Origin of the sequence: Pelagimonas phthalicica, assembly GCF_004364805.1 — a bacterium.
In the GTDB taxonomy this organism is placed as follows: Bacteria; Pseudomonadota; Alphaproteobacteria; order Rhodobacterales; family Rhodobacteraceae; genus Pelagimonas; species Pelagimonas phthalicica.
In genome coordinates this window covers 784,409-804,206 of the sequence record NZ_SOAP01000002.1, presented here as the reverse complement: position 1 = coordinate 804,206, position 19,798 = coordinate 784,409, and the positions used below count along the sequence as shown (strand labels likewise).

The following is a 19,798-nucleotide window of genomic DNA, read 5'->3' as shown; positions in this document are numbered from 1 at the left end:
CTACGCCGATTGCTTTAGCACCGCCGGGTGGTGTGCGCTGGCGGTGATGTCGACGCGATAGGTGCGCACCGTATGGATGCTATCGCGCAGAACGGAATTTCGCGTGCTGATAGCCTTGAGAACCGTTTCCATTTCTTCCTGAATGGCGGCGGTTTCCTCCAACAGGGCATAGGTCGTCGCGCCCTTGTCGCTTTGCCGCGCGGTTTCGATCAGGCCAATTGTGCCGGTCATGCCGAGGCGATCCACATGTTCCAGCATCTTTTTGCAGAGCTGTTCAAACGCCTCAATCTCGCCAGTCATCTTGTCCAGACTTTGCGCGGCTTGTTCGGTGTATTCCGCGCTTTGCTGGTTGAGCAGCGTAATTTCCTGCGCGTGATTGATCTGGCTTTCCTGATCCGCCTCTTGTTGAAAGAGATGCGCCATTTCGGTCTGGATCAAGACAGTAGATTGCAGGAACAGGCTGGTGTTGATCTGGTCAAAGACCTCCTCCGCCATGACGATGAATTCTTCCATCTTCTCCTTGAGAAGCGCGCAGACCCGGGCGAAATCCTGTGAAATCACCTGAAACAGCTTGTGCTGCGTGGCGTGTTTTGACGATTGGATCGACAGGTTGATGGCAGAATTCTTGAGCTTGTCACACAGGCGCAGGATGCGGGCGGAATCGATCTGGTTCTGCTTGGCGGATTTGACGATTCGGTCTGTGGCAATGCCGAAACTGCTGTCTTCCCCGCTCAACGCCGCTTGGCGCGCGCTGAGTTCCTGAACTGACGCTTCGGCGAGGAAAGCCCCATAGCTGTTCCACCCCAGTTCACCCAGCCGGGCCAGCAGCAAACTCGCGCTTTCCTCCGCCTCCAGCCCGTCCGTGCGTTCGCGCTGGCGCAGGCTGGCATATTCCTTTTCAACGGCACCAAACAATGCGGTGGTGGGTTTCATACGCACCGAAAGATATCCGCCCTCGATCGGTGTCACAAAGGCAAACACCCAATAGAACTGACCAGTCTTGCTGCGATTTTTGACATAGGCGCCAATGGGTTTGCCGGATTTGATCGTCTCCCACAGCAAATGGAATACAGCCTTGGGCATGTCGGGATGGCGGATGATCTTGTGCGGGGCATTCAGCAGATCATCCCAGGCATAGCAGGACACCCGTTGAAACACCGAATTGCCGGCCTGAATGACACCGCGGTTATCGGTGCGGGAAAAGAACAGTTCGGCGAGATCAAAATGCGCTTCGAGCGCGTCAGAGTTGGACGCTGTCGGTTGGGACATCGGTTAGGCACCTTTGGCAAAGTTGCCTATAATTTGACCCACGAAGCTTAAGATGCCGTAAGCGCGTTTTATTCACCGCCCTCAAATCGCACCTTGCCGATAAAGGCGAGGTTGCGGTTGCGTTGGGCAAAATCGATCCCGTAGCCCACGACAAATTCATCGGGAATCTCAAACCCGATCCAATCGGCGCGCACATCCACCTCGCGTCGGGTGGGTTTGTCGAGCAGGGCAATGGTGCGCAGACGTTTGGGGCTGCGGCTTTGCAGCAGGGAAATCACGTGGTTCAGCGTATGGCCGGTATCAACAATATCCTCGACCAGCAGCACGTCGCGCCCTTCAATCGGGCCGCGTAAGTCCTTGAGAATGCGCACTTCTCGGCTGCTTTCCATGGCATCGCCATAAGAGGACGCTTCGAGAAAATCCACCTCAACCGGCAGATCCAATTCGCGCACAAGGTCGGCGATAAACACAAAGGATCCGCGCAATAGACCAACAACATACAGCTTATCCGTCTGGGAAAAGTCGCGTTTGATTTCGCGGCTGAGCTCTTCGATCCGGGCAGCAATGGCCTTGGCCGAGATCATTTCGTCTACGACATATGGACGCTCTGTCATGGCTGGACCCTTGTATTTTCCGCCTTGGCATACGACATGTGCCGCGCGAACACACGGCCCCCATTGCCGTACCCAACCCCAGGCCAGAGAGCAAGATGCCATCCCATTCCGAGACAAAACGCCTCCCTTATACCGCTGCGCAAATGTATGATTTGGTCGGGGATGTGGCCAATTATCCGAAATTCCTGCCCTGGACTGCGGCGGCGCGCATCCGCTCGACCGAAGAGCGTGGGGATCACACGGAAATGCTGGCGGATCTGGTGATCAGTTTCAAAGTGTTCCGCGAACGGTTTGGCTCGCGCGTGCGCTTGTTCAGCGATGAGCAGCGGATCGAAACCGAGTATCTTGATGGGCCGTTCAAATACCTCGTGTCGAATTGGCGTTTTCAGGATGCTGAGGGGGGCGGCTGTGACATCTCTTTTGATGTCGATTTCGAATTCAAGAATGTGATCTTGCAAAAGGCCGCCGGGCTGTTCTTTTATGAGGCGATGCAACGTGTTGTGCGCGCCTTTGAGGACCGCGCGAAGGAGCTTTATGGATAACTGGCTAAGCCCGGCCCTGCGGGAGCCGACCCAAGAGGCGCTAGAGATCATGCGCCTGTCCTTGGTCGATTGGTTGGCCTGCGGTCTGGCCGGAGTTGATGAGCCGGTTGCGCACCTGACCCGGGCTATGGTTCTGGACGAGGGCGGGGCGGAGCAATCCAGCCTGTTTGGCGGTGGCAAGGCCCCTGCGCGGGCGGCGGCTCTGGTCAATGGGGCCACCAGCCATGCGCTGGATTATGACGATACCCATTTCGCCCATATCGGCCACCCATCCGTCGCCGTGAACTCTGCCGCTTTGGCCGTGGCCGAGCGGGAGGGGGCGGATTTTGACGCTTTCCTGCGGGCCTGCCTGGCGGGTTGCGAGGCGTCGATCCGGTTTGGCGTGCTGTTGGGGCGTGATCACTATCAGATTGGTTTTCACCAGACCGCCACGGCCGGGGCCTTTGGCGCAACGGTTGCAGCGGGATTGCTGCTGGGGCTGAGTGATGCGCAGATGCGCCACGCCTTGGGGCTGGTCAGCACCCGCGCTTCGGGGCTGAAATCTCAATTTGGCACCATGGGCAAACCCTATAATGCCGGGATAGCAGCCGCAAATGGGGTCGAGGCCGCCGATCTGGCGCGGCGCGGCTTTGTTTCCAACCCAGAGGCTCTGATTGGGCAAAACGGGTTTGTCACGACGCATCATGGTCGGGGCGTTGAGGCGAGTACCGATGACTGGTTGATGGAACAGATCAGCCATAAGTTCCACGCCTGCTGCCACGGGCTGCACGCAACGCTTGAGGCGCTGGCGATGTTGGACCCAGGGCCGGTCAAAGATATCCAGAAAATCGAGATCACGACACATCCGCGCTGGATGACCGTATGCAATCAGCATTCCCCAAAAACAGGGCTTGAGGCCAAATTCAGTTACCGCGCGGTGACGGCTTTGGCTTTGCTGGGGCATGATACGGCGTCTTTGGACAGCTATCGCGACGAGTTGATGCAAGATCCTGAGGTCTTGGCCCTCATGGACAAGGTCGCGGTGACTTCAGAGCCAAGCTTGGCAGAGACAGAGGCGCGGGTGGTTGTGACAAGGCAGGGCGTGGCAAATGCCAGCTTTGATTTGAACACGCCGCTGTCCTTGCAAACCCGTTCGGACAAGATCCGGGCAAAAGCGCAGGTTCTGACTGGAGATGATCGGGTTTGGCAGGCGGTACAGGCCCAAGAGCTGACACAGATTGTCGGACTTCTGGGTTAACCTATCGGATTCGATAGGTTGCCCGACGCCTGGCTTCTTTATCTAATCAGCGTCAGGACAAGCCGTTTCGTGTTGTGAGTGCGCGCTTCGGTCAGAATTTAAGGTCCATTCTTTTTCAAGAGTCGCGGGCATGTCATGGACATGCCCGTTTTTGTATCCTTGGTTGGAAAGCGACGGTTCGCCAGGTTAGATCTGGATCAACCCATCCCGCACGGCAATCGCCACAGCTTGGTCGCGTGTTGAGGCCTGCAGTTTTTGGCGCGCAGTTTTGACATGGGTGCGCACCATGATCTCGGAAATTCCCATTTTCTCGGCCATGCGCGCATATTGAAACCCAGAAGCCAGCAGTTTCAGCACCTCGGTCTCGCGATGGGTCAGGGGGCTGTGCTCGATGAAATAGACCGGTGCGGTGGTTGTCTCATCCGGTCGTCCTAGAAAGGCACAGAGCGTGCCGGTCACGCGCTGCAAGTTCAGCGACAATTCCGGGCCACCAAAGGTCAGCAAATCCCGATCCGCGAGCAACACCGCCCCGGTGCGGGTATTGGGCTCAGTCGATTGAAAGGCCTGGCTGACCGCGCCGAAATAGCCAAGATCATGCAGGTCCTCATGCATCATCGCAGCTTTTTTCGACAGGGTTTCGCTTTGCCGCATCTGGCCAAAGTCATGGCGGCACAACTCATTTGTGCGCACGCAATCATCAATGATCGAATCCGTCAGATAGTATTCGCTGGACATGTAATGCGCGAGGTAATCGGGGCACATTGTCGAGCTCATCCATTTCAGCGCGCCACTGGGATGATCCAATTCGCCATAGTTCAGATCCGCCCCGGCCACTTTGCGTGCAATCGATTTAGCCACATGCCAGCGCTGATCGAACCCATCGCTGGCCAGGAAACCGTCAATCATATCAATCAGATCGTTCAATTGAGACATCTGTGCGCCCCCTCCTGAACTAAATCTTTAGCAGATAATCGGGAAAATCCATAGCGTTACGCCGCGGTGCATGTTGGGTTGGTTGTTTCTATTTTGGAAACGCTATGAGTATTGTTTCGATATTCTAAACAAAAACGGGCCCCGTTGGACGGGACCCGTAAAGCTGATCGCGAAAGCTGCGATATCAGCTGGAGTGATCGTAGGCGCGTTCGCCGTGCACAGAGAGGTCCAGACCATTGGTCTCGGTTTCCGCATCCACGCGCAGCGGGGTGATGGCCTTGACCACAAAGATCAGCACCACGGTTACAACGACTGTAAAGACACCAACAATCGCGAGGGAGCCGAGCTGCGCCGCCCAGGATCCGGCCCCAAAGACCGCGATCATGATGGTGCCAAAGATGCCACCAACACCGTGCACGGCGAATACGTCGAGCGTATCGTCGATCTTGAGCACATTGCGTACCAGGGTCACGGCTTCTTGGCAGAGAACACCCGCGATGGCACCGATGGCCAGGGCTTCGATCGGGCCAACAAAACCAGAGGCCGGGGTGATTGATGCCAGACCTGCAATGGTGCCGGTGACCAAACCAACCAAAGAGGCTTTGCCATATTTGATCTTTTCCCACAGCGCCCAGGTCAGAGAGGCGGTGGCAGCCGAGATATGGGTCACGGTGAGCGCCAGCGCGGCACCACCGTCAGCAGCCAGTTGCGAACCGCCGTTGAAGCCAAACCAGCCGACCCAGAGCATCGCAGCGCCGATCATCACGTAACCGGGATTATGTGGCGGGGTTTTCTGGTTCTTGCGTGGGCCAAGGAAGACAGCAATCAGAAGCGCCGCGATCCCGGCGGTTTCATGCACCACAATGCCACCGGCAAAGTCTTTGACGCCGTTTTCGCCAAAGATGCCGCCATCGGCCAACATGCCGCCGCCCCAGATCCAATGCACGACAGGTGCGTAGCAGAGCAGCATCCAGAGTGCGGAAAACAGCAGGACAAAACCAAAGCCAACTCGCTCCACATAGGCCCCGACGATCAGGGCCGGGGTGATGATGGCAAAGGTCATCTGAAAGGCAAAGAACAGGATCTCGGGTAGGGTGCCAGAGAGGCTGTCAACCGTGACACCGTTCAAAAAGGCCTTGTCCAGCCCGCCCCAATATCCGGTCTCGCCGCCACCAAAGGCAATGGAATAGCCAAAGGCCAGCCACAAAACGCTCATCAAGCAGGCAATGGCGTAGCAATGCATAAAGACGCTGAGTACATTTCGGGCACGTACAAGCCCGCCGTAAAACAGCGCCAGCCCCGGCAATGTCATAAAGAGCACCAGCGCTGTCGCGACGATGATCCAGGCGGTATCCGCTCCGTTCATAGGTTCTTCCTTCCCTTTGTCCCGTTTGGCAGAGGGTCAAAGCGGGATTCGGGTGGGGAAAAAAGCGGCAAGGGCGGTTTTGGCTGGTCAAAAAGCGTGCAATTTGCGAAGTGACTAAAAAATAAGCGGTGATTGCGTGCATGTGCTCAAAAAGAGGCAAAATGAAATTTTGCCTGCGCGTGCCGCGGGCGGGGCCAGGGGCGCTGCCCCTCTGCGCCAAAGGCGCATTCACCCCGGAATATTTGGGCCAAGAAGAAACGCTAAGTCTAATATAGGTCTTATAGGGCGCTGAGGATGAGAGAGAGGGCGTGGTCTTTGGCTTTGTTGCGCACCTGAGCGCGGCCAAGGGCACCGAATTCGATTGTCTCAGTATGGGTGCCTTGAGCGGTTGCCAGAGCAAAACACACGCGCCCCTCTGGTTTGTGTTCGGACCCGCCTGGGCCTGCGATGCCGCTGATGGCCACGGCGATATCCGACTTTGCAGCTTGTCGCGCGCCATTGGCCATTTCGCGGGCCACCTCTTCGCTGACCGCGCCAAAAGTCTGAAGCGTGTCGGGCAGGACGCCCAGCATGTCTTGTTTGGCGGTGTTGGAATAGGTGACAAATCCACGTTCGAAAATGGCCGAGCTGCCGGCAATATCTGTGAGGGCCGCCGCAACCATGCCGCCGGTGCAGCTTTCGGCGCAGGTTACGGTTTTGCCTTGGGCTTTGGCGCGTTCCAGAATGCGGGGGGCGAGCAGGGCGGTCATGTCAGATCACCTCGTGATAGAGATAGGCAAGTCCCAAAACGCCACCCGCAGCATAGATACCAGCGACCACATCATCCAGCATCACACCCAGAGGCGTACCGAGTTCGTCCATGGCACCGACCCAATGGGGTTTGACGATGTCGAACAGTCGGAACAGGAGAAAGGCGGTGATCCAGCCGGGCCAAAAGGTAAAGATCTCCATATCCAGATGTTCCGCCGCCAGGCTGACCGGAAAAAGGGCGATCCATTGCCCGACCAGCTCATCGATCACCACCCAGCTTGGGTCGTGATCTTTGGAGCCGCGTGCGCCTGAAGTGATGATTTTGGTTGCCCACCAGCCGATCACAAAGGCCACGACCGTCAGGGCGGCGAGCAGGTAAAAGCCGCCATAATAATGCACCAGCGCCGCAAGGGGCAGGGCAGCGGCAGAGCCCCAGGTGCCGGGGGCCGGTTTCAGAAAGCCGACATAGCCAAGGGAGCCGATGGCGCGCGCAAGGGCTCTCATGGTTTCACCAGAGTGGCTGTGGCAATGGCGGCGATGCCTTCTTCGCGGCCGGTAAAGCCGAGCTGTTCCGAGGTGGTGGCCTTGATGGAAACGCGGTCAGGGGACAGCCCCATGATCCGCCCCATCTCATCCATCATTGCCGCGGCGTGCGGGCCGACCTTGGGGCGTTCGCAGATCAGGGTGCAATCCACGTTGGACATCTCAAAGCCCCGTTCTCGCGCCAGATCCACCGCATGTTTGAGGAAAATCTCGCTTGCTGCGCCTTTCCATTGCGGGTCAGAGGGCGGGAAGTGGCGGCCAATATCGCCTTCGGCCAGCGCGCCATAGATCGCGTCGGTCACCGCATGCATGCCCACATCAGCATCGCTATGACCCTTGAGCGCCTTGTTATGTGGGATCTTGACACCGCACAAAATGACATGGTCGCCCTCTTCAAACGCATGCACGTCAAACCCATTGCCCAACCGAATATCCACTGTGCTGCGCTCCTGCTTGGCCAAGATCTCTGCCGCCCGGTCGAAATCGCCGGGATTGGTGATTTTGAGGTTTTGCGCGCTGCCTTGCACAATGGCAACCTGCAATCCAGCTCCGCGCGCCACTTCGACATCATCGGCGGCACTGCTTTTATGGGCGCGATGGGCGTTCAGAATGTCGACGAAGCGAAACCCTTGCGGCGTTTGTGCGCGATAGATGCCCGTCCGGTCCTGAGTGCCGGTGACTTGGCCATCGGCTCCGGTCCACAGCGCGTCGGTGACCGCAAGGGCCGGGGCCGCGCCGGGATGTGTTTCCAGCGCTGTCAAAACCGACTCCGCTACGGACCAGGGCAGGCAAGGGCGGGCGACATCGTGGATCAGCACGGTATCAGGGGATGCATCGGCCAAGGCCTCAAGCCCGTTGCGCACGGAACCGGCGCGTTCCGAGGCTCCATGCACCAAAGTGACATCCAAACCTGAGGCCACCTCGCGCGCGATCTCTTCATCATCGGGATGAATGACCATGACCAGCCTGTCGAGATCGGAAAACGCCTCCAGCGTCCAGCGCGCCACGGGTTTTCCGGCGATGGTCTGCCATTGTTTGGGGGCCGGACCGCCCGCGCGCCGCCCCCGGCCCGCGGCAACGATGATAGCTGCTGTTTTCATGCGCACTCCTGATTGCAGGTTAGGTTTAGGCTGGCCCGCCTGCGACTGCAATCGGCCAAGATGTGCGATTAAAAATTAGGCAAATGGCGCGAAATGCTGCGCTGCAATAGGTAAAAACGGCTTGAAATATTGTAGTGTACCGTCACAAGGGCTACTCCAGTAGCACTGCACAAGGATTAAGCGTTTGGGCTTTTCTCTCGGAAAACAAGACATTTTGACCCCAGTTATGTTGGCCCCACTGGCGGGAATCACCGACTTGCCGTTTCGCAATCTGGTGTCCCGTTTTGGCGCTGGCCTTGTGGTGTCCGAGATGATCGCCAGTGGCGAATTCCTGACCGCGCGCCCTGGCACGCGGGAAAAGGCCGAGCTTGGCGCGCAGATCGAAAACACGTCCGTCCAAATCGCCGGGCGCGAGGCAGAGGCCATGGGTGAAGCGGCGCGCATGGTCGCCGATATGGGCGCGCGGGTCATCGACATTAATATGGGCTGCCCGGCGAAAAAGGTCACCGGCGGCTGGTCGGGCTCTGCCCTCATGCAGGTGCCGGACCATGCGTTGAAATTGATCGAGGCGGTGGTCGCCGCCGTGGATCTGCCTGTGACATTGAAGACGCGGCTAGGCTGGGATGATGGGTCGATCAACGCGCCCGAATTGGCGGCGCGTGCGGTTGGGGCTGGGGTACAGATGGTGGTGATCCATGGTCGCACCCGCTGTCAGTTTTACAAGGGGCGCGCCAATTGGCAGGCGATCCGGGCTGTGCGCGACGCCATTGATGTGCCGCTGATTGCCAATGGCGATATTGTCGGCGCAGGCGCGGCCAATGCGGCTTTGCGCGCCTCGGGTGCGGATGGCGTCATGGTGGGGCGTGGGGCGCAAGGGGCCCCGTGGAAACTGGCGGAAATTTCCGCCGCACTTTATGGGACGCCAATGCCGAAAATCCCGCAGGGATTTGCTTTTTACGACATGGTATCAGGGCATTACGAAGATATGCTAAGCTTTTACGGCGCGGTATTGGGCAACCGTGTCGCGCGCAAGCATCTGGGCTGGTATATGGACCGCGCCGCAACGCCACGCGCCTTACGCCAGCGGGTATTGACCGAAAAAGACCCCAAGCGCGTCTTGTCATTGTTGCAAGACGCCGTGGCCCCGGAATGGGAGCAGGCGGCATGAGCAACCCAACCGATCCGATTTGGTCCTCGCTGCCGGTTCCGGCTGTTCTGATCGACCCTGATGAAAGGATTGGCGGGGTCAATCCCGCCGCCGAAGGCTTTATGAATTCTTCAGCGAAGTCGCTTTTGGGCCATCCGATCTGGGACCGGATTCATGTGGATGCGCCGCTTGAGGAAAGCTTTGCCCGGGCGCGGGATCATGGCACGGCGCTGTTTGTGAATGACGTTGATGTGGGCACCGGAAACCGCGCGCCTTTGGTTTGCAACCTTCAGATTGCGCCGCTGCAAGGGCAGGAAAACTGGATGATGATGCTGATTTCGCCGCGCGAATTGGCGGGGCGGATGACGCAGAACCATTCGGTGAAATCCGCCGCCAAATCCGCCATTGGCATGGCCGAGATGCTGGCCCATGAGATCAAAAACCCATTGGCAGGGATCACCGGAGCGGCACAGCTTTTGTCGATGAACCTCCCGGCTGAGGATCTCGAATTCACCGATCTCATCGTCGAAGAAACCCGCCGCATCGTCAAATTGCTGGAGCAGGTCGAACAGTTCGGCAACCTCTCGGTGCCCGAACGGCGCGAGGTGAATATTCACGATGTGTTGGACCGTGCGCGCCGTTCGGCCTTGCTGGGCTTTGGCGGTCACATGTCGATCATCGAGGATTACGACCCCTCGTTGCCCATGGCGCTGGGGGACCCGGATCAGCTGCTGCAAGTGGTGCTGAACCTGTTAAAGAACGCCTCAGAAGCAGCTGATTCCAAAGGTGGAACCATTCGGTTGCACACCTATTACGATCACAGTTTCCGCACCCGTCGCCCGGACGGGTCGGCGCAGGTTCTACCGCTTCAGATCGAGGTGATCGATGATGGCAAAGGCCTGCCACCCGAGATTGCTTCGGACATCTTTGACCCGTTTGTCTCGGGTCGGGAAAACGGCACCGGGCTGGGGCTCGCCCTCGTGAGTAAGATTATTTCAGACCATGACGGGTGGATTTCGGTGGATAGCGTCCCCGGCCGCACCGTTTTTCGCATTTCGTTGCCACGCGCAACCGGAACCCCTGCAAAGGGCAAATCTAAGGAGATCAAGTGATGGATGGCACCGTCCTTGTCGCTGATGACGACCGCACTATTCGCACCGTTCTGACCCAGGCGCTGACCCGGGCGGGCTGTAAGGTGCATGCAACTTCAAGCTTGACCACGCTCATGCGCTGGGTGGGCGAGGGCAAGGGCGATGTGGTGATTTCCGATGTCGTCATGCCCGATGGCAACGGGTTGGAGATGCTGCCCAAGATCTCCGAAGATCGCCCCGGCCTGCCGGTGATCGTGATCTCGGCGCAGAACACCATCATGACGGCCATTCAGGCGGCCGAGGCCGAGGCCTATGATTACCTGCCCAAACCGTTTGACCTGCCGGACCTGATGAAGCGCACGGCCAAGGCGCTGGACACCCGCAACCGCGCTCCGCGTCGCGAAGAGCCGGTGGCCCAGGCCGACGCGCCAGAAGAGCTGCCCTTGGTTGGGAAAACCCCGGTCATGCAGGCGCTGTATCGTTTGGTTGCGCGGGTGATGAACACCGATTTGCCGGTTTTGGTGACTGGAGAGAGTGGAACGGGGAAATCCCTGATTGCCAAGGCGTTGCACGATTTTTCGGATCGGCGCAGCTTGCCATTCGTCACGGTCACCGGCGCGGATTTGACCGACCTGGATGGCCCGGCCCGTGTGTTGGCGCGGGTGCGCGGTGGTACGCTCTTGATAGATGAAATCGCCGACATTGATGACGAAGTGCAGGGCCGCATCGTGCGTATGATGGATGTGCCGGGCGATCACGTGCCGCGCTTTATCGCCTCGTCTCAATATGACCCAACCGCCCTGATCGAAGAGGGCAAGGTGCGCAAGGATCTGTTCTATCGCCTTGATGGGGCCGCGATCGAAGTGCCAGGCCTGCGCGAACGGGTCGAGGATATCCCGCTTTTGGTTGACCACTTTCTGGCGCGGGCCGAGCGCGAAGGCGCGCCGCATCGCGTCATGTCCGAAGGGGCGACCGAACTGTTCCGTGTCTATTCCTGGCCGGGCAATGTGCGGCAGTTGGAAAACGCCGTGCGCCGGTTGAGCCTGACCAGCCGCAATGAGGAAATCAGCCGTTCCGAGGTTGAGACCATTCTGGGCAACCAGCCGGAAACCGGCCCGGTTCTGCGTGGCGGCGATGGAGATAAACTGGCCGACAGTGTCGCGCGCCATTTGCGCCGCTATTTCGACCTGCATGGCGCGATGCTGCCGCCTCCGGGCCTTTATGGCCGTATCCTGCGCGAGGTCGAGGCCCCGCTGATTGAGATCGCTTTGGAGGCGACCGGCGGGAATCAAGCGAAATGTGCGGATTTGCTGGGCATCAATCGCAATACGCTGAGAAAGAAAATCACCGAACTCGATATTCACGTGACACGCCGCCGCAAATTGATGTAAAAGGGCCACATAACTGTGGCGCCAATGCTTGGCTGTGTTGGAAAGACCACAAAATATGGCGGTCGCTGGGGGAGGGAACCCAACCTCGGCACATCAGTAAGAGGTTTGGCTGTGGCCACACGGGCACGCTCCTGGAATTGGGCTCGGATTAGTCGTATGCGGCGGTCACGTCGCGCGCAGAACGCTTTGTCGTTGGCGATTGTAACGCTCGGCCCGCTTTTGGCGCTTGTCACCTTTCTGGTGATGGGGCCTTGGGACGCGCGGGCAAACTCGCTTAGCCTGCGCCTGATCATTCTGGCTGACCTTGTCTATGTGATGATCCTTGCCTCGATGGTTTTGGGGCGTGTGGCGCGTATGGTGGCGGCGCGGCGGGCCAAATCGGCGGGATCCCGCCTGCACCTTCGATTGACGGCGGCCTTTGCGCTGATGGCACTGTTGCCGACGGTCACTGTGGCGGTTTTCGCGGTTCTGACCCTCAATATCGGCCTTGAAACCTGGTTCTCCAGCCGGGTGCAAAACGTGGTTGGCGCGTCGCTGGCGGCAGCTAAATCCTATAACGAAGAGCTGCGCAATGGCCTGTCTCAGGACGTCTGGGCGCTGGCAAGCTTTCTGGATGCCAAACAGCGCGGCCGCCCCTTTGCCGATAGCGGTGAGTTGCGCCAGGATCTCAGCCAGGGACAGGGCCAGATCCAGCGCGGTCTGCGCGAGGCCTATGTGATCAACAGCGCCGGTGAGATCCAAGTTCGCGGCGAACGCAGCTACCTTTTTGATTACGAACAACCCCCGCAATCGGCCTTTGATCTTCTGACCGAAGAGCCGGTCAGCTTTGTCCCGGATTGGGAGAACAACGAGATGCGCGCGCTGATCCAGCTGCGCGCCTTTCCGGACAGCTATCTTTATGTCAGCCGCGAAGTTGACGGGGCACTGTTGCGTCTCTTGGATGAAACCCAGGAAACTGCGCGCTTCTATCAGCAACAGGAAACAGAACGCGGGCGGCGCTTGTTTGACTTTGCGCTACTATATCTAGGCTTTGCGGTCTTGCTGATCCTCGCGGCAACCTGGGCGGGGCTATGGTTTGCCGAACGTCTCAGCCGCCCGGTGGGGCGTTTGACCGGGGCGGCGCAACGGGTTGGTACCGGGGATCTGGACGTTCAGGTCATCGAAGAAGAGGGCGATGACGAGATTTCGCAGCTTGGCCGCTATTTCAACCAGATGACCCGCCAGCTTAAGGGCCAGCGCGAGGAATTGCTGGAAAACACGCGCCAGATTGAACGCCGCCAGCGTCTGTTTGACTCTGTCCTGACTTCGGTGACCTCGGGCGTGGTCGGGTTGGATTCTGAGGGCAAGGTGACCTTCGTGAACCGCTCTGCCGAACGGCTGCTCGGGTGGCATGAAAACCACCGCGCTGACCCGATTGCGGTTGCTGTGCCGGAATTTGGCCCGCTCTTTGACCGTTTGCGCAGCGAAGGGCGCGAAATGGCGCAGGAAGAGGTCAAGGTCAGCCGCGAAGGGCGACTTGAGCACTTGCTGGTGCGCCTCTCGCGTCGTCGGCGCAAGGATGGCAGCCTTGAAGGCTATGTGATTGCCTTTGATGACGTGACCAACCTGGTCAGCGCGCAGCGCATGGCGGCTTGGGGCGATGTCGCCCGTCGAATCGCGCATGAGATCAAGAACCCACTGACCCCGATCCAGCTTTCGGCGGAACGCATCCGTCGCAAGTTTGGCCGTAAACTGGACGAAGAGGGGGCGGAACAGCTCGAGGATATGACCGATGTCATCATCCGCCAAACCGGGGATCTGCGCCGCATCGTCGATGAATTCTCGAAATTCGCCCGCATGCCGGAACCTGAGCGCAAGCCCGAAGATATCGGCGACCTGCTGCGCGCGGCCGTGTTGTTGCAAGAGAATGGCCAACCGGATGTGACGTTCAAACGCGACATTGCCCGCGATCCGATGCCGGCTGATTTGGACGCAACAATGATCGGGCAGGCGTTGACCAACCTGATCAAGAATGCCGGCGAAGCGATCGAAAGCCTGCAACGCAATGGCGCACCCGAGGGGCACAGCGCAGAGATCCGCGTTTCGGCCAAATTGACCGAGGATGACCGTGTCGACATCCGCATCATGGATAATGGCATCGGCCTGCCCGAAGACCGGGCGCGGCTGTTCGAACCTTACGTAACCACACGCGACGAAGGCACTGGCCTGGGCCTGCCCATCGTCAAGAAAATTATCGAAGAGCATGGCGGAACGCTGGCTCTGGAAAATGCACCGGAATTTGCGCCTGGTGCCAATATCGGGGCGATGGCCGTGATCCACCTGCCGCTGAACAAGGCAGCCGAGAATGAGGCCCGCACCCGTTTGTTAGAGGGAGTTTGACCATGGGTTTGTTGAGGGACATGACATGAGCGATATTCTGATCGTCGATGACGAACGTGATATTCGGGAGCTGATCGGGGATATCCTCGAGGATGAAGGCTTTACCACGCGATTGGCCGGAAACAGTCAGGAGGCCATGGCGCAGATCTCGGACCAGCCGCCCGCGCTGCTGATCCTCGATATCTGGCTCAAAGACAGCAAGATGGATGGCATCGACATCCTGAAATGCGTCAAACGCGATTATCCCGAAGTGCCGGTGGTGATCATCTCTGGCCATGGCAATATCGAAATCGCAGTGGCGGCGATCAAGCAAGGGGCGTATGACTTTATCGAAAAGCCCTTTAACATCGACCAGTTGCTGGTGGTGATCCGCCGTGCGATGGAGACGTCTTTGTTGCGGCGCGAGAATAGCAAGCTCAAGCAAGGTGACAGCAAACCGGCGGAAATGATCGGCGACAGTGCGTCCTTCCGCGCGCTTGTCAGCCAGCTCGACAAAGTCACCAAATCCAATGGTCGCGTGATGCTGACCGGCCCGGCGGGCAGCGGCAAGGAAGTGGCGGCGCGCTATGTGCATGCCAATTCCAACCGCGCCAATGCCCCCTTTGTCACCGTGAATTGCGCCGGGATGGAACCGGATGTGATGGAGGAGATCCTGTTTGGCCGCGAAGGTGGCCAGCGCGGTGTCGAACAGGGGTTGTTGGAACAAGCCCATGGCGGGGTGATCTATTTTGACGAGGTCGCCGATATGCCACTGGGCACGCAATCCAAGATCCTGCGTGTGCTGGTGGATCAGCAATTCACCCGTGTTGGTGGTTCGGACAAGGTCAAGGTGGATCTGCGGGTGATCAGCTCGACCAACCGTGATCTGCAGACCGAGATTGCGGCGGGAACCTTTCGCGAAGAGCTGTATCACCGTCTGAACGTGGTGCCGATTGCCGTGCCGTCGCTGGCCGAACGCCGCGAAGATATCCCGGTGCTGGCACGCTTCTTTGTGGAACTCTGCAATCAGGCCCAGGGCCTACCTCTGCGCGAGATTTCCCATGATGCCATTGCCTTGATGCAGACCATGACCTGGCCGGGCAATGTGCGCCAGCTCAAGAACCTGATGGAACGGGTGTTGATCCTGGGCGATGGCACCGATCCAATCGAGGCGCGCGAATTGCCGCAAGAGACCGGTCCGGCGGCCTCTGATGATGGGCGCGTGGTGCTGTCCGGCACCTTGGCGACCTTGCCTTTGCGGGAGGCGCGTGAGGCCTTTGAACGCGAATACCTGCTGACCCAGATCAACCGCTTTGGCGGCAATATCTCACGCACGGCGTCTTTTGTTGGCATGGAACGCTCGGCCCTGCATCGCAAGTTGAAATCGCTGGGCGTTGTGACATCGCAAAAATCAGGCGCGCGGGTTGCGCGGCTTGAGGAGGATGTGCAGGAAGCCTCGTAGGGGTTTCTTGCGGTGGAGTGTGTGATGCGTCAATTGTTGTTTAGCGCCTTTGTGGCGCTTGGCTTGGCGGGTTGTGGCGGGGCACCGGTTGAACACACGGTGCCGCAAACCCTGGCCTTTGCACAGGTCGAGGCCGAAGAGACCAAGATCGCTGAGCTGACCGAAATGCTCCTGCGTCTTGGCCCCGGTGTCGACCTGGAAGAGGCGGCGCGCGTGGCGCGGATTGCTGTCGAAGAGCCTCTGGTCTGGGCCAGGCAATGGGGCGTCGTGGACGCGCCGATTATTCACAATATGCAGGTTAATAGCGGACGTAAGCCGCGCGGGCTGTGCAAACACTGGGCCGAAGACCTGCAGCAACGTTTGAAGCGTGAGAACCTGCAGAGCCTGGATTTGCACCGCGCCATTGCCAATTACGACAGCATTCTGATCGAGCATTCGACGTTGATTGTCTCCGCCAAAGGCGCGTCATGGGATCAGGGGATTGTCGTTGATCCCTGGCGTTTGGGGCAGGGTCAGTTGTATTTTACCCAAGTGAAGAAAGACCCGAAATATCGCTGGCTGGAACGATCACAGGTCTTTGCCATCAAACGCGAGCGCAAGGCGAGGAAGGCCGAACGCGAAGCGCGTTCAGGGCAGGGGTGACGCTGTTACATTATGCGCTTCCGCGCGCTTTTTGATGCGAGTGGTGAGGTGATGGTGAAAAGTCAGAATGGTGGGGATGAGAGGTGTTTCAGCTCTTGGTTCACCAAACCGGAAAAACGCTTTCTGGCTCTGATCCATCTGTCACCTGATCCGGCTTTTCAAACCCGATCCCCTTGGATCAAGGAAATTGGACGCATCCCCGCCAAGGCGGGGCCCCTCGCCAAATTTACTTGACCAAGCGGCTCTGGTTTGACGCAGGATCAACAGGCGACAGGTGGCTCCGAACCGGAAAGCGCGAGACGCTCGGGTTGTTGACGAGCGGACAGCGCCATGTCATGCCAAGGGGCCAGGGGCGATCTAAGGGGCCAAGATGAAGGTCATCATATGTGGTGCGGGTCAGGTAGGGTGGCAAATTGCCAAACATCTTTCAGGTGAGCGCAACGATGTGACGGTGGTGGACAGCAATCCGGAACTGGTGCGCCGCGCCACGGATACGCTGGATGTACAGGGGGTCGCGGGTTTCGCCAGCTATCCTGACATTCTCGACAAGGCCGGGGCGCGGGATGCGGATATGGTCATTGCCGCGACCCATTCCGACGAGGTTAATATGGTCACCTGTCAGGTGGCGCATTCCGTATTCGAAGTGCCGCGCAAGATTGCCCGGTTGCGGGCGCAAAGCTATCTGACGGCGATTTATTCCGACCTATATCGCCGCGATCATTTGCCCATTGATGTGGTGATCAGCCCCGAACGCGAGGTGGCGGATGCGGCCTTGCAACGTCTGGCAGCCCCGGCGGCCTTTGACACCGAGACATTCCTGGATGGTGGTGCGCAGTTGTTGGGCTTGAGCCTGGACGAAGATTGCCCGGTGGTGAACACGCCTTTGCGCCAGTTGAGCGATCTGTTTTCCACCCTGCGCGCGGTGGTTGTTGGTGTGCGCCGCGATGGGACCTTGTTTGCGCCCGAGCCACGAGATCAGCTTTTTGTTGGCGATAGTTGCTATGTCATGGTGCATTCCGACGATATCCCGCGCACGCTTGAGATCTTTGGCAAGAGCGCGCGCAAACAGGAACGGGTGGTGATTGTTGGCGGCGGCAATGTCGGCCTGTCGGTGGCGCGTGAGCTGGAGGCGGGTGAACGCCGGGTGCGTGCCAAGATGATCGAGCGCAACCGCAAATGCGCCGAACATGCCGCCGAAGAATTGGAGCGCACCATTGTGTTGCATGGCGACGGGATGGATGCCGCATTGCTGAGCGAGGCCGGGGTCGACCGGGCTGACGCGGCGCTTTGTGTGACGGATGATGACAAGGTCAACATGCTGGCGGCGGTGCGTGCCAAGGCGGCGGGGTGCCCCATGGTCATTGCGCTGATCAATGACCCGACGCTGGCCGCGCTGATGGATCCGCTGGGCATTGATGCTTATATCAACCCGCGCGCCACCACGGTCAGCTCGATCCTGCGCCATATCCGCCATGGTCGTGTGCAGGCGGTCTATTCCATTGGCGATGCCGAGGCTGAGGTGATTGAGGCCGAGGTCATGTCGACCTCGCCCATTGCGGGCAGCAAATTGCGCGACATTGATTTCCCCGAAGGCGTGCTTGTCGGATCATTGCGCAAGGGCGACAAGGTGTTGCGCATCACCGGTGATCTGCAAGTGGACGAAGGCGACCAGATTGTGATCTTTGCACTCAGCAAGGATGTCGCCGAAGTGGAGCGCCTGCTGCAAGTGTCGATCGACTTTTTCTAAGCGAAAGCGCCCCGGGCCATGAACGCGATCAAAAACCTGCCGTTCTTTTTGCTGATGCTTTTGGCGGCGTCTTTGTCGACACTGGTCCCGGCGATCTATGCGCTGTGGATCGAAGAATTCCATGATGCGCGCAGTTTTTTCTATGCCGGTCTGATCGGGGTGATCTTGACCTCTTTTGTGGGGCTGGCCCTGGCCACGCGCCCGCATAATGCCAGCGCCATGAGCCAGTTGGTGGCTTTGCTGGCCGGGTTTGCCCTGTTGCCGGTGATCTTGGCGGTGCCGTTTTACGAGGCGGTGCGCAACACCTCCTTTTCCAGCGCCTATTTCGAGATGGTGTCGGCCCTGACCACAACCGGCGCGACCCTGTTTGAGCCGGATCGCCTGTCAGGCCCGGAACATCTGTGGCGCGCGCAGGTTGGCTGGCTTGGTGGTTTGCTGATGTGGGTGTCGGCCTCTGCCATTCTGGCCCCCTTGGCCCTGGGCGGGTTCGAGGTGACGGCGGCAGGCGCCCCCGGTCAGGCAGTCGCGCAGGGCGCGGCGCGTTCGGGGCGCGGAGATCCGGCGGCGCGCCTTTTGCGCAGCACGCAAGAGCTGTTCCCGGTCTATGCCGGGCTGACGCTGGCTTTGGCGGTTATGTTGCTTGTTTCTGGCGATCCGCCACTGGTTGCGATCTGCCACGCTATGTCGGTGCTCGCGACCTCGGGCATTTCGCCCATTGGGGGGCTGGTGGACAGCCCAAGCGGGCTGCCCGGCGAGATGATCGTGTTTTGCTTTTTGTTCTTTGCCCTGTCGCGCCTGACCTTTTCGACCGATACTGGGCAAAGCACGCGCACGGGCCTGCTTTATGACCCTGAATTTCGCATGGGGCTGGCCATCATCCTGATTGTGCCGCTGACCTTGTTCCTGCGCCATTGGCTGGCGGCCTTTGATGTCGGGGATGAGCGTAATTTTGCGGCGGGGCTGCGCGCACTTTGGGGCGGTTTGTTCACTGGGCTGTCCTTTTTGACCACCACCGGGTTTGTCAGCGATGATTGGGCCTCGGCGCAGGGCTGGTCGGGCCTGTCGACACCGGGCATCATCCTGATGGCATTGGCCATACTGGGGGGCGGCGTGGCGACAACGGCGGGGGGCGTGAAACTGCTACGGGTCTTTGCGCTTTATGTGAATGGCGCGCGCGAGATCGAAAAGCTGATCCATCCCTCATCCATCGGGCGTTCCGGGCCGGTGATGCGGCGCATTCGTCGCGAAGGGGCCTTTATCGCTTGGGTTTTCTTTATGCTTTTTGCCGTGACTCTTGCCGGTTTGACCATGATCCTCGGGCTTTATGGCCTGGATTTTGAGACCTCGGTCACCCTGACCGTGGCAAGCCTGGCCAATACTGGCCCGCTGATTCAGGTCGCACCTGCCGAAACCTTTGACCTTTTGGCGCTGGCCCCCTCGGCCAAGCTTATTCTCTGTGCGGCTATGATCCTGGGACGGCTGGAATTATTGGCAATCATCGTGATGATCAGCCCAGATAGTTGGCGCGGATAGGACACGTTTTCGAAAACATCTATTTTTGCGCTGGAAACTCTGCGTTTCGCAAGACATACTCAGCCCAGAGGGA

The 19,798-nt window shown here is 58.9% G+C and carries 17 protein-coding genes; 10 read left to right on the top strand and 7 right to left on the bottom strand.

Annotated features, from left to right (window positions below; translation table 11 throughout):
• Both CLV87_RS14020 and hpt read right to left on the bottom strand, forming a co-directional pair.
• Entirely contained in the window at positions 1-1,269 is a 1,269-nt protein-coding gene (locus CLV87_RS14020) for a PAS domain-containing protein (RefSeq protein WP_099246305.1), read from the bottom strand.
• Positions 1,270-1,337: 68 nt separating this feature from the next.
• The gene (gene hpt, locus CLV87_RS14015; RefSeq protein ID WP_099246303.1) at positions 1,338-1,883 is read right to left on the bottom strand and encodes a hypoxanthine phosphoribosyltransferase; all 546 of its coding nucleotides are present in this window, start codon (positions 1,881-1,883) and stop codon (positions 1,338-1,340) included.
• 95 nt (positions 1,884-1,978) lie between these two features.
• On the opposite strand from hpt, the gene CLV87_RS14010 reads away from it, so the two are divergent.
• Positions 1,979-2,425, top strand: a complete 447-nt coding sequence (locus CLV87_RS14010) for a type II toxin-antitoxin system RatA family toxin (RefSeq protein ID WP_099246301.1) — start codon at positions 1,979-1,981, stop codon at positions 2,423-2,425.
• On the top strand, positions 2,418-3,662 hold the full coding sequence (locus CLV87_RS14005) for an MmgE/PrpD family protein (protein WP_099246299.1): 1,245 nt from the start codon (positions 2,418-2,420) through the stop codon (positions 3,660-3,662). The genes CLV87_RS14010 and CLV87_RS14005 overlap by 8 nt, the downstream gene beginning before the upstream one ends.
• 186 nt (positions 3,663-3,848) lie before the next feature.
• Here the strand turns inward: CLV87_RS14005 and CLV87_RS14000 are convergent, their stop codons facing one another.
• The 5 genes from CLV87_RS14000 to CLV87_RS13980 form a co-directional block, all read right to left on the bottom strand.
• Positions 3,849-4,595, bottom strand: coding sequence for a helix-turn-helix transcriptional regulator (locus CLV87_RS14000; RefSeq protein ID WP_099246297.1), 747 nt, complete (start codon positions 4,593-4,595; stop codon positions 3,849-3,851).
• Positions 4,596-4,779: 184 nt separating this feature from the next.
• Complete coding sequence (locus CLV87_RS13995; RefSeq protein WP_099246295.1) at positions 4,780-5,961, bottom strand: ammonium transporter; 1,182 nt, start codon at positions 5,959-5,961, stop codon at positions 4,780-4,782.
• Between the two features lie 278 nt (positions 5,962-6,239).
• The gene (locus CLV87_RS13990; RefSeq protein ID WP_099246293.1) at positions 6,240-6,710 is read right to left on the bottom strand and encodes a CinA family protein; all 471 of its coding nucleotides are present in this window, start codon (positions 6,708-6,710) and stop codon (positions 6,240-6,242) included.
• Position 6,711: 1 nt separating this feature from the next.
• Positions 6,712-7,215 carry a phosphatidylglycerophosphatase A family protein gene (locus CLV87_RS13985; protein ID WP_099246291.1) on the bottom strand — a complete coding sequence of 168 codons (504 nt, stop codon included), beginning with the start codon at positions 7,213-7,215 and terminating at the stop codon, positions 6,712-6,714.
• Positions 7,212-8,354 carry a bifunctional 2-C-methyl-D-erythritol 4-phosphate cytidylyltransferase/2-C-methyl-D-erythritol 2,4-cyclodiphosphate synthase gene (locus CLV87_RS13980; protein ID WP_099246289.1) on the bottom strand — a complete coding sequence of 381 codons (1,143 nt, stop codon included), beginning with the start codon at positions 8,352-8,354 and terminating at the stop codon, positions 7,212-7,214. The genes CLV87_RS13985 and CLV87_RS13980 overlap by 4 nt, the downstream gene beginning before the upstream one ends.
• A 226-nt stretch (positions 8,355-8,580) precedes the next feature.
• Between CLV87_RS13980 and dusB the strand changes: the two genes are divergently transcribed.
• The 8 genes from dusB to CLV87_RS13940 all read left to right on the top strand — a co-directional run bounded on the left by dusB (position 8,581) and on the right by CLV87_RS13940 (position 19,725).
• Positions 8,581-9,522 (top strand): tRNA dihydrouridine synthase DusB, encoded by a 942-nt coding sequence (dusB, locus tag CLV87_RS13975; protein WP_099246287.1) that lies wholly within the window; start codon positions 8,581-8,583, stop codon positions 9,520-9,522.
• Positions 9,519-10,613 carry a two-component system sensor histidine kinase NtrB gene (locus CLV87_RS13970; protein ID WP_099247775.1) on the top strand — a complete coding sequence of 365 codons (1,095 nt, stop codon included), beginning with the start codon at positions 9,519-9,521 and terminating at the stop codon, positions 10,611-10,613. Before dusB ends, CLV87_RS13970 begins: the two co-directional genes overlap by 4 nt.
• Complete coding sequence (locus CLV87_RS13965) at positions 10,613-11,983, top strand: response regulator (RefSeq protein ID WP_099246285.1); 1,371 nt, start codon at positions 10,613-10,615, stop codon at positions 11,981-11,983. Before CLV87_RS13970 ends, CLV87_RS13965 begins: the two co-directional genes overlap by 1 nt.
• 156 nt (positions 11,984-12,139) lie before the next feature.
• Complete coding sequence (locus tag CLV87_RS13960; RefSeq protein ID WP_099246283.1) at positions 12,140-14,362, top strand: sensor histidine kinase NtrY-like; 2,223 nt, start codon at positions 12,140-12,142, stop codon at positions 14,360-14,362.
• 25 nt (positions 14,363-14,387) lie between these two features.
• A complete protein-coding gene (gene ntrX / locus CLV87_RS13955; protein ID WP_099246281.1) occupies positions 14,388-15,803 on the top strand; it encodes a nitrogen assimilation response regulator NtrX in 1,416 nt (471 codons plus the stop codon).
• Positions 15,804-15,827: 24 nt separating this feature from the next.
• Complete coding sequence (locus CLV87_RS13950; protein WP_099246279.1) at positions 15,828-16,445, top strand: hypothetical protein; 618 nt, start codon at positions 15,828-15,830, stop codon at positions 16,443-16,445.
• Between the two features lie 370 nt (positions 16,446-16,815).
• Positions 16,816-18,192 (top strand): Trk system potassium transporter TrkA, encoded by a 1,377-nt coding sequence (trkA, locus tag CLV87_RS13945; protein ID WP_099246275.1) that lies wholly within the window; start codon positions 16,816-16,818, stop codon positions 18,190-18,192.
• A gap of 18 nt (positions 18,193-18,210) precedes the next feature.
• Positions 18,211-19,725 (top strand): TrkH family potassium uptake protein, encoded by a 1,515-nt coding sequence (locus CLV87_RS13940; protein ID WP_099246273.1) that lies wholly within the window; start codon positions 18,211-18,213, stop codon positions 19,723-19,725.
• Positions 19,726-19,798: the final 73 nt, after the last annotated feature.

Coding starts and splice junctions, on each gene's coding strand:
- CLV87_RS14020 (WP_099246305.1), bottom strand. CDS start 1,269: ATGTCCCAACCGACAGCGTCCAACTCTGACGCGCTCGAAGCGCATTTT.
- hpt (WP_099246303.1), bottom strand. CDS start 1,883: ATGACAGAGCGTCCATATGTCGTAGACGAAATGATCTCGGCCAAGGCC.
- CLV87_RS14010 (WP_099246301.1), top strand. CDS start 1,979: ATGCCATCCCATTCCGAGACAAAACGCCTCCCTTATACCGCTGCGCAA.
- CLV87_RS14005 (WP_099246299.1), top strand. CDS start 2,418: ATGGATAACTGGCTAAGCCCGGCCCTGCGGGAGCCGACCCAAGAGGCG.
- CLV87_RS14000 (WP_099246297.1), bottom strand. CDS start 4,595: ATGTCTCAATTGAACGATCTGATTGATATGATTGACGGTTTCCTGGCC.
- CLV87_RS13995 (WP_099246295.1), bottom strand. CDS start 5,961: ATGAACGGAGCGGATACCGCCTGGATCATCGTCGCGACAGCGCTGGTG.
- CLV87_RS13990 (WP_099246293.1), bottom strand. CDS start 6,710: ATGACCGCCCTGCTCGCCCCCCGCATTCTGGAACGCGCCAAAGCCCAA.
- CLV87_RS13985 (WP_099246291.1), bottom strand. CDS start 7,215: ATGAGAGCCCTTGCGCGCGCCATCGGCTCCCTTGGCTATGTCGGCTTT.
- CLV87_RS13980 (WP_099246289.1), bottom strand. CDS start 8,354: ATGAAAACAGCAGCTATCATCGTTGCCGCGGGCCGGGGGCGGCGCGCG.
- dusB (WP_099246287.1), top strand. CDS start 8,581: ATGTTGGCCCCACTGGCGGGAATCACCGACTTGCCGTTTCGCAATCTG.
- CLV87_RS13970 (WP_099247775.1), top strand. CDS start 9,519: ATGAGCAACCCAACCGATCCGATTTGGTCCTCGCTGCCGGTTCCGGCT.
- CLV87_RS13965 (WP_099246285.1), top strand. CDS start 10,613: ATGGATGGCACCGTCCTTGTCGCTGATGACGACCGCACTATTCGCACC.
- CLV87_RS13960 (WP_099246283.1), top strand. CDS start 12,140: ATGCGGCGGTCACGTCGCGCGCAGAACGCTTTGTCGTTGGCGATTGTA.
- ntrX (WP_099246281.1), top strand. CDS start 14,388: ATGAGCGATATTCTGATCGTCGATGACGAACGTGATATTCGGGAGCTG.
- CLV87_RS13950 (WP_099246279.1), top strand. CDS start 15,828: ATGCGTCAATTGTTGTTTAGCGCCTTTGTGGCGCTTGGCTTGGCGGGT.
- trkA (WP_099246275.1), top strand. CDS start 16,816: ATGAAGGTCATCATATGTGGTGCGGGTCAGGTAGGGTGGCAAATTGCC.
- CLV87_RS13940 (WP_099246273.1), top strand. CDS start 18,211: ATGAACGCGATCAAAAACCTGCCGTTCTTTTTGCTGATGCTTTTGGCG.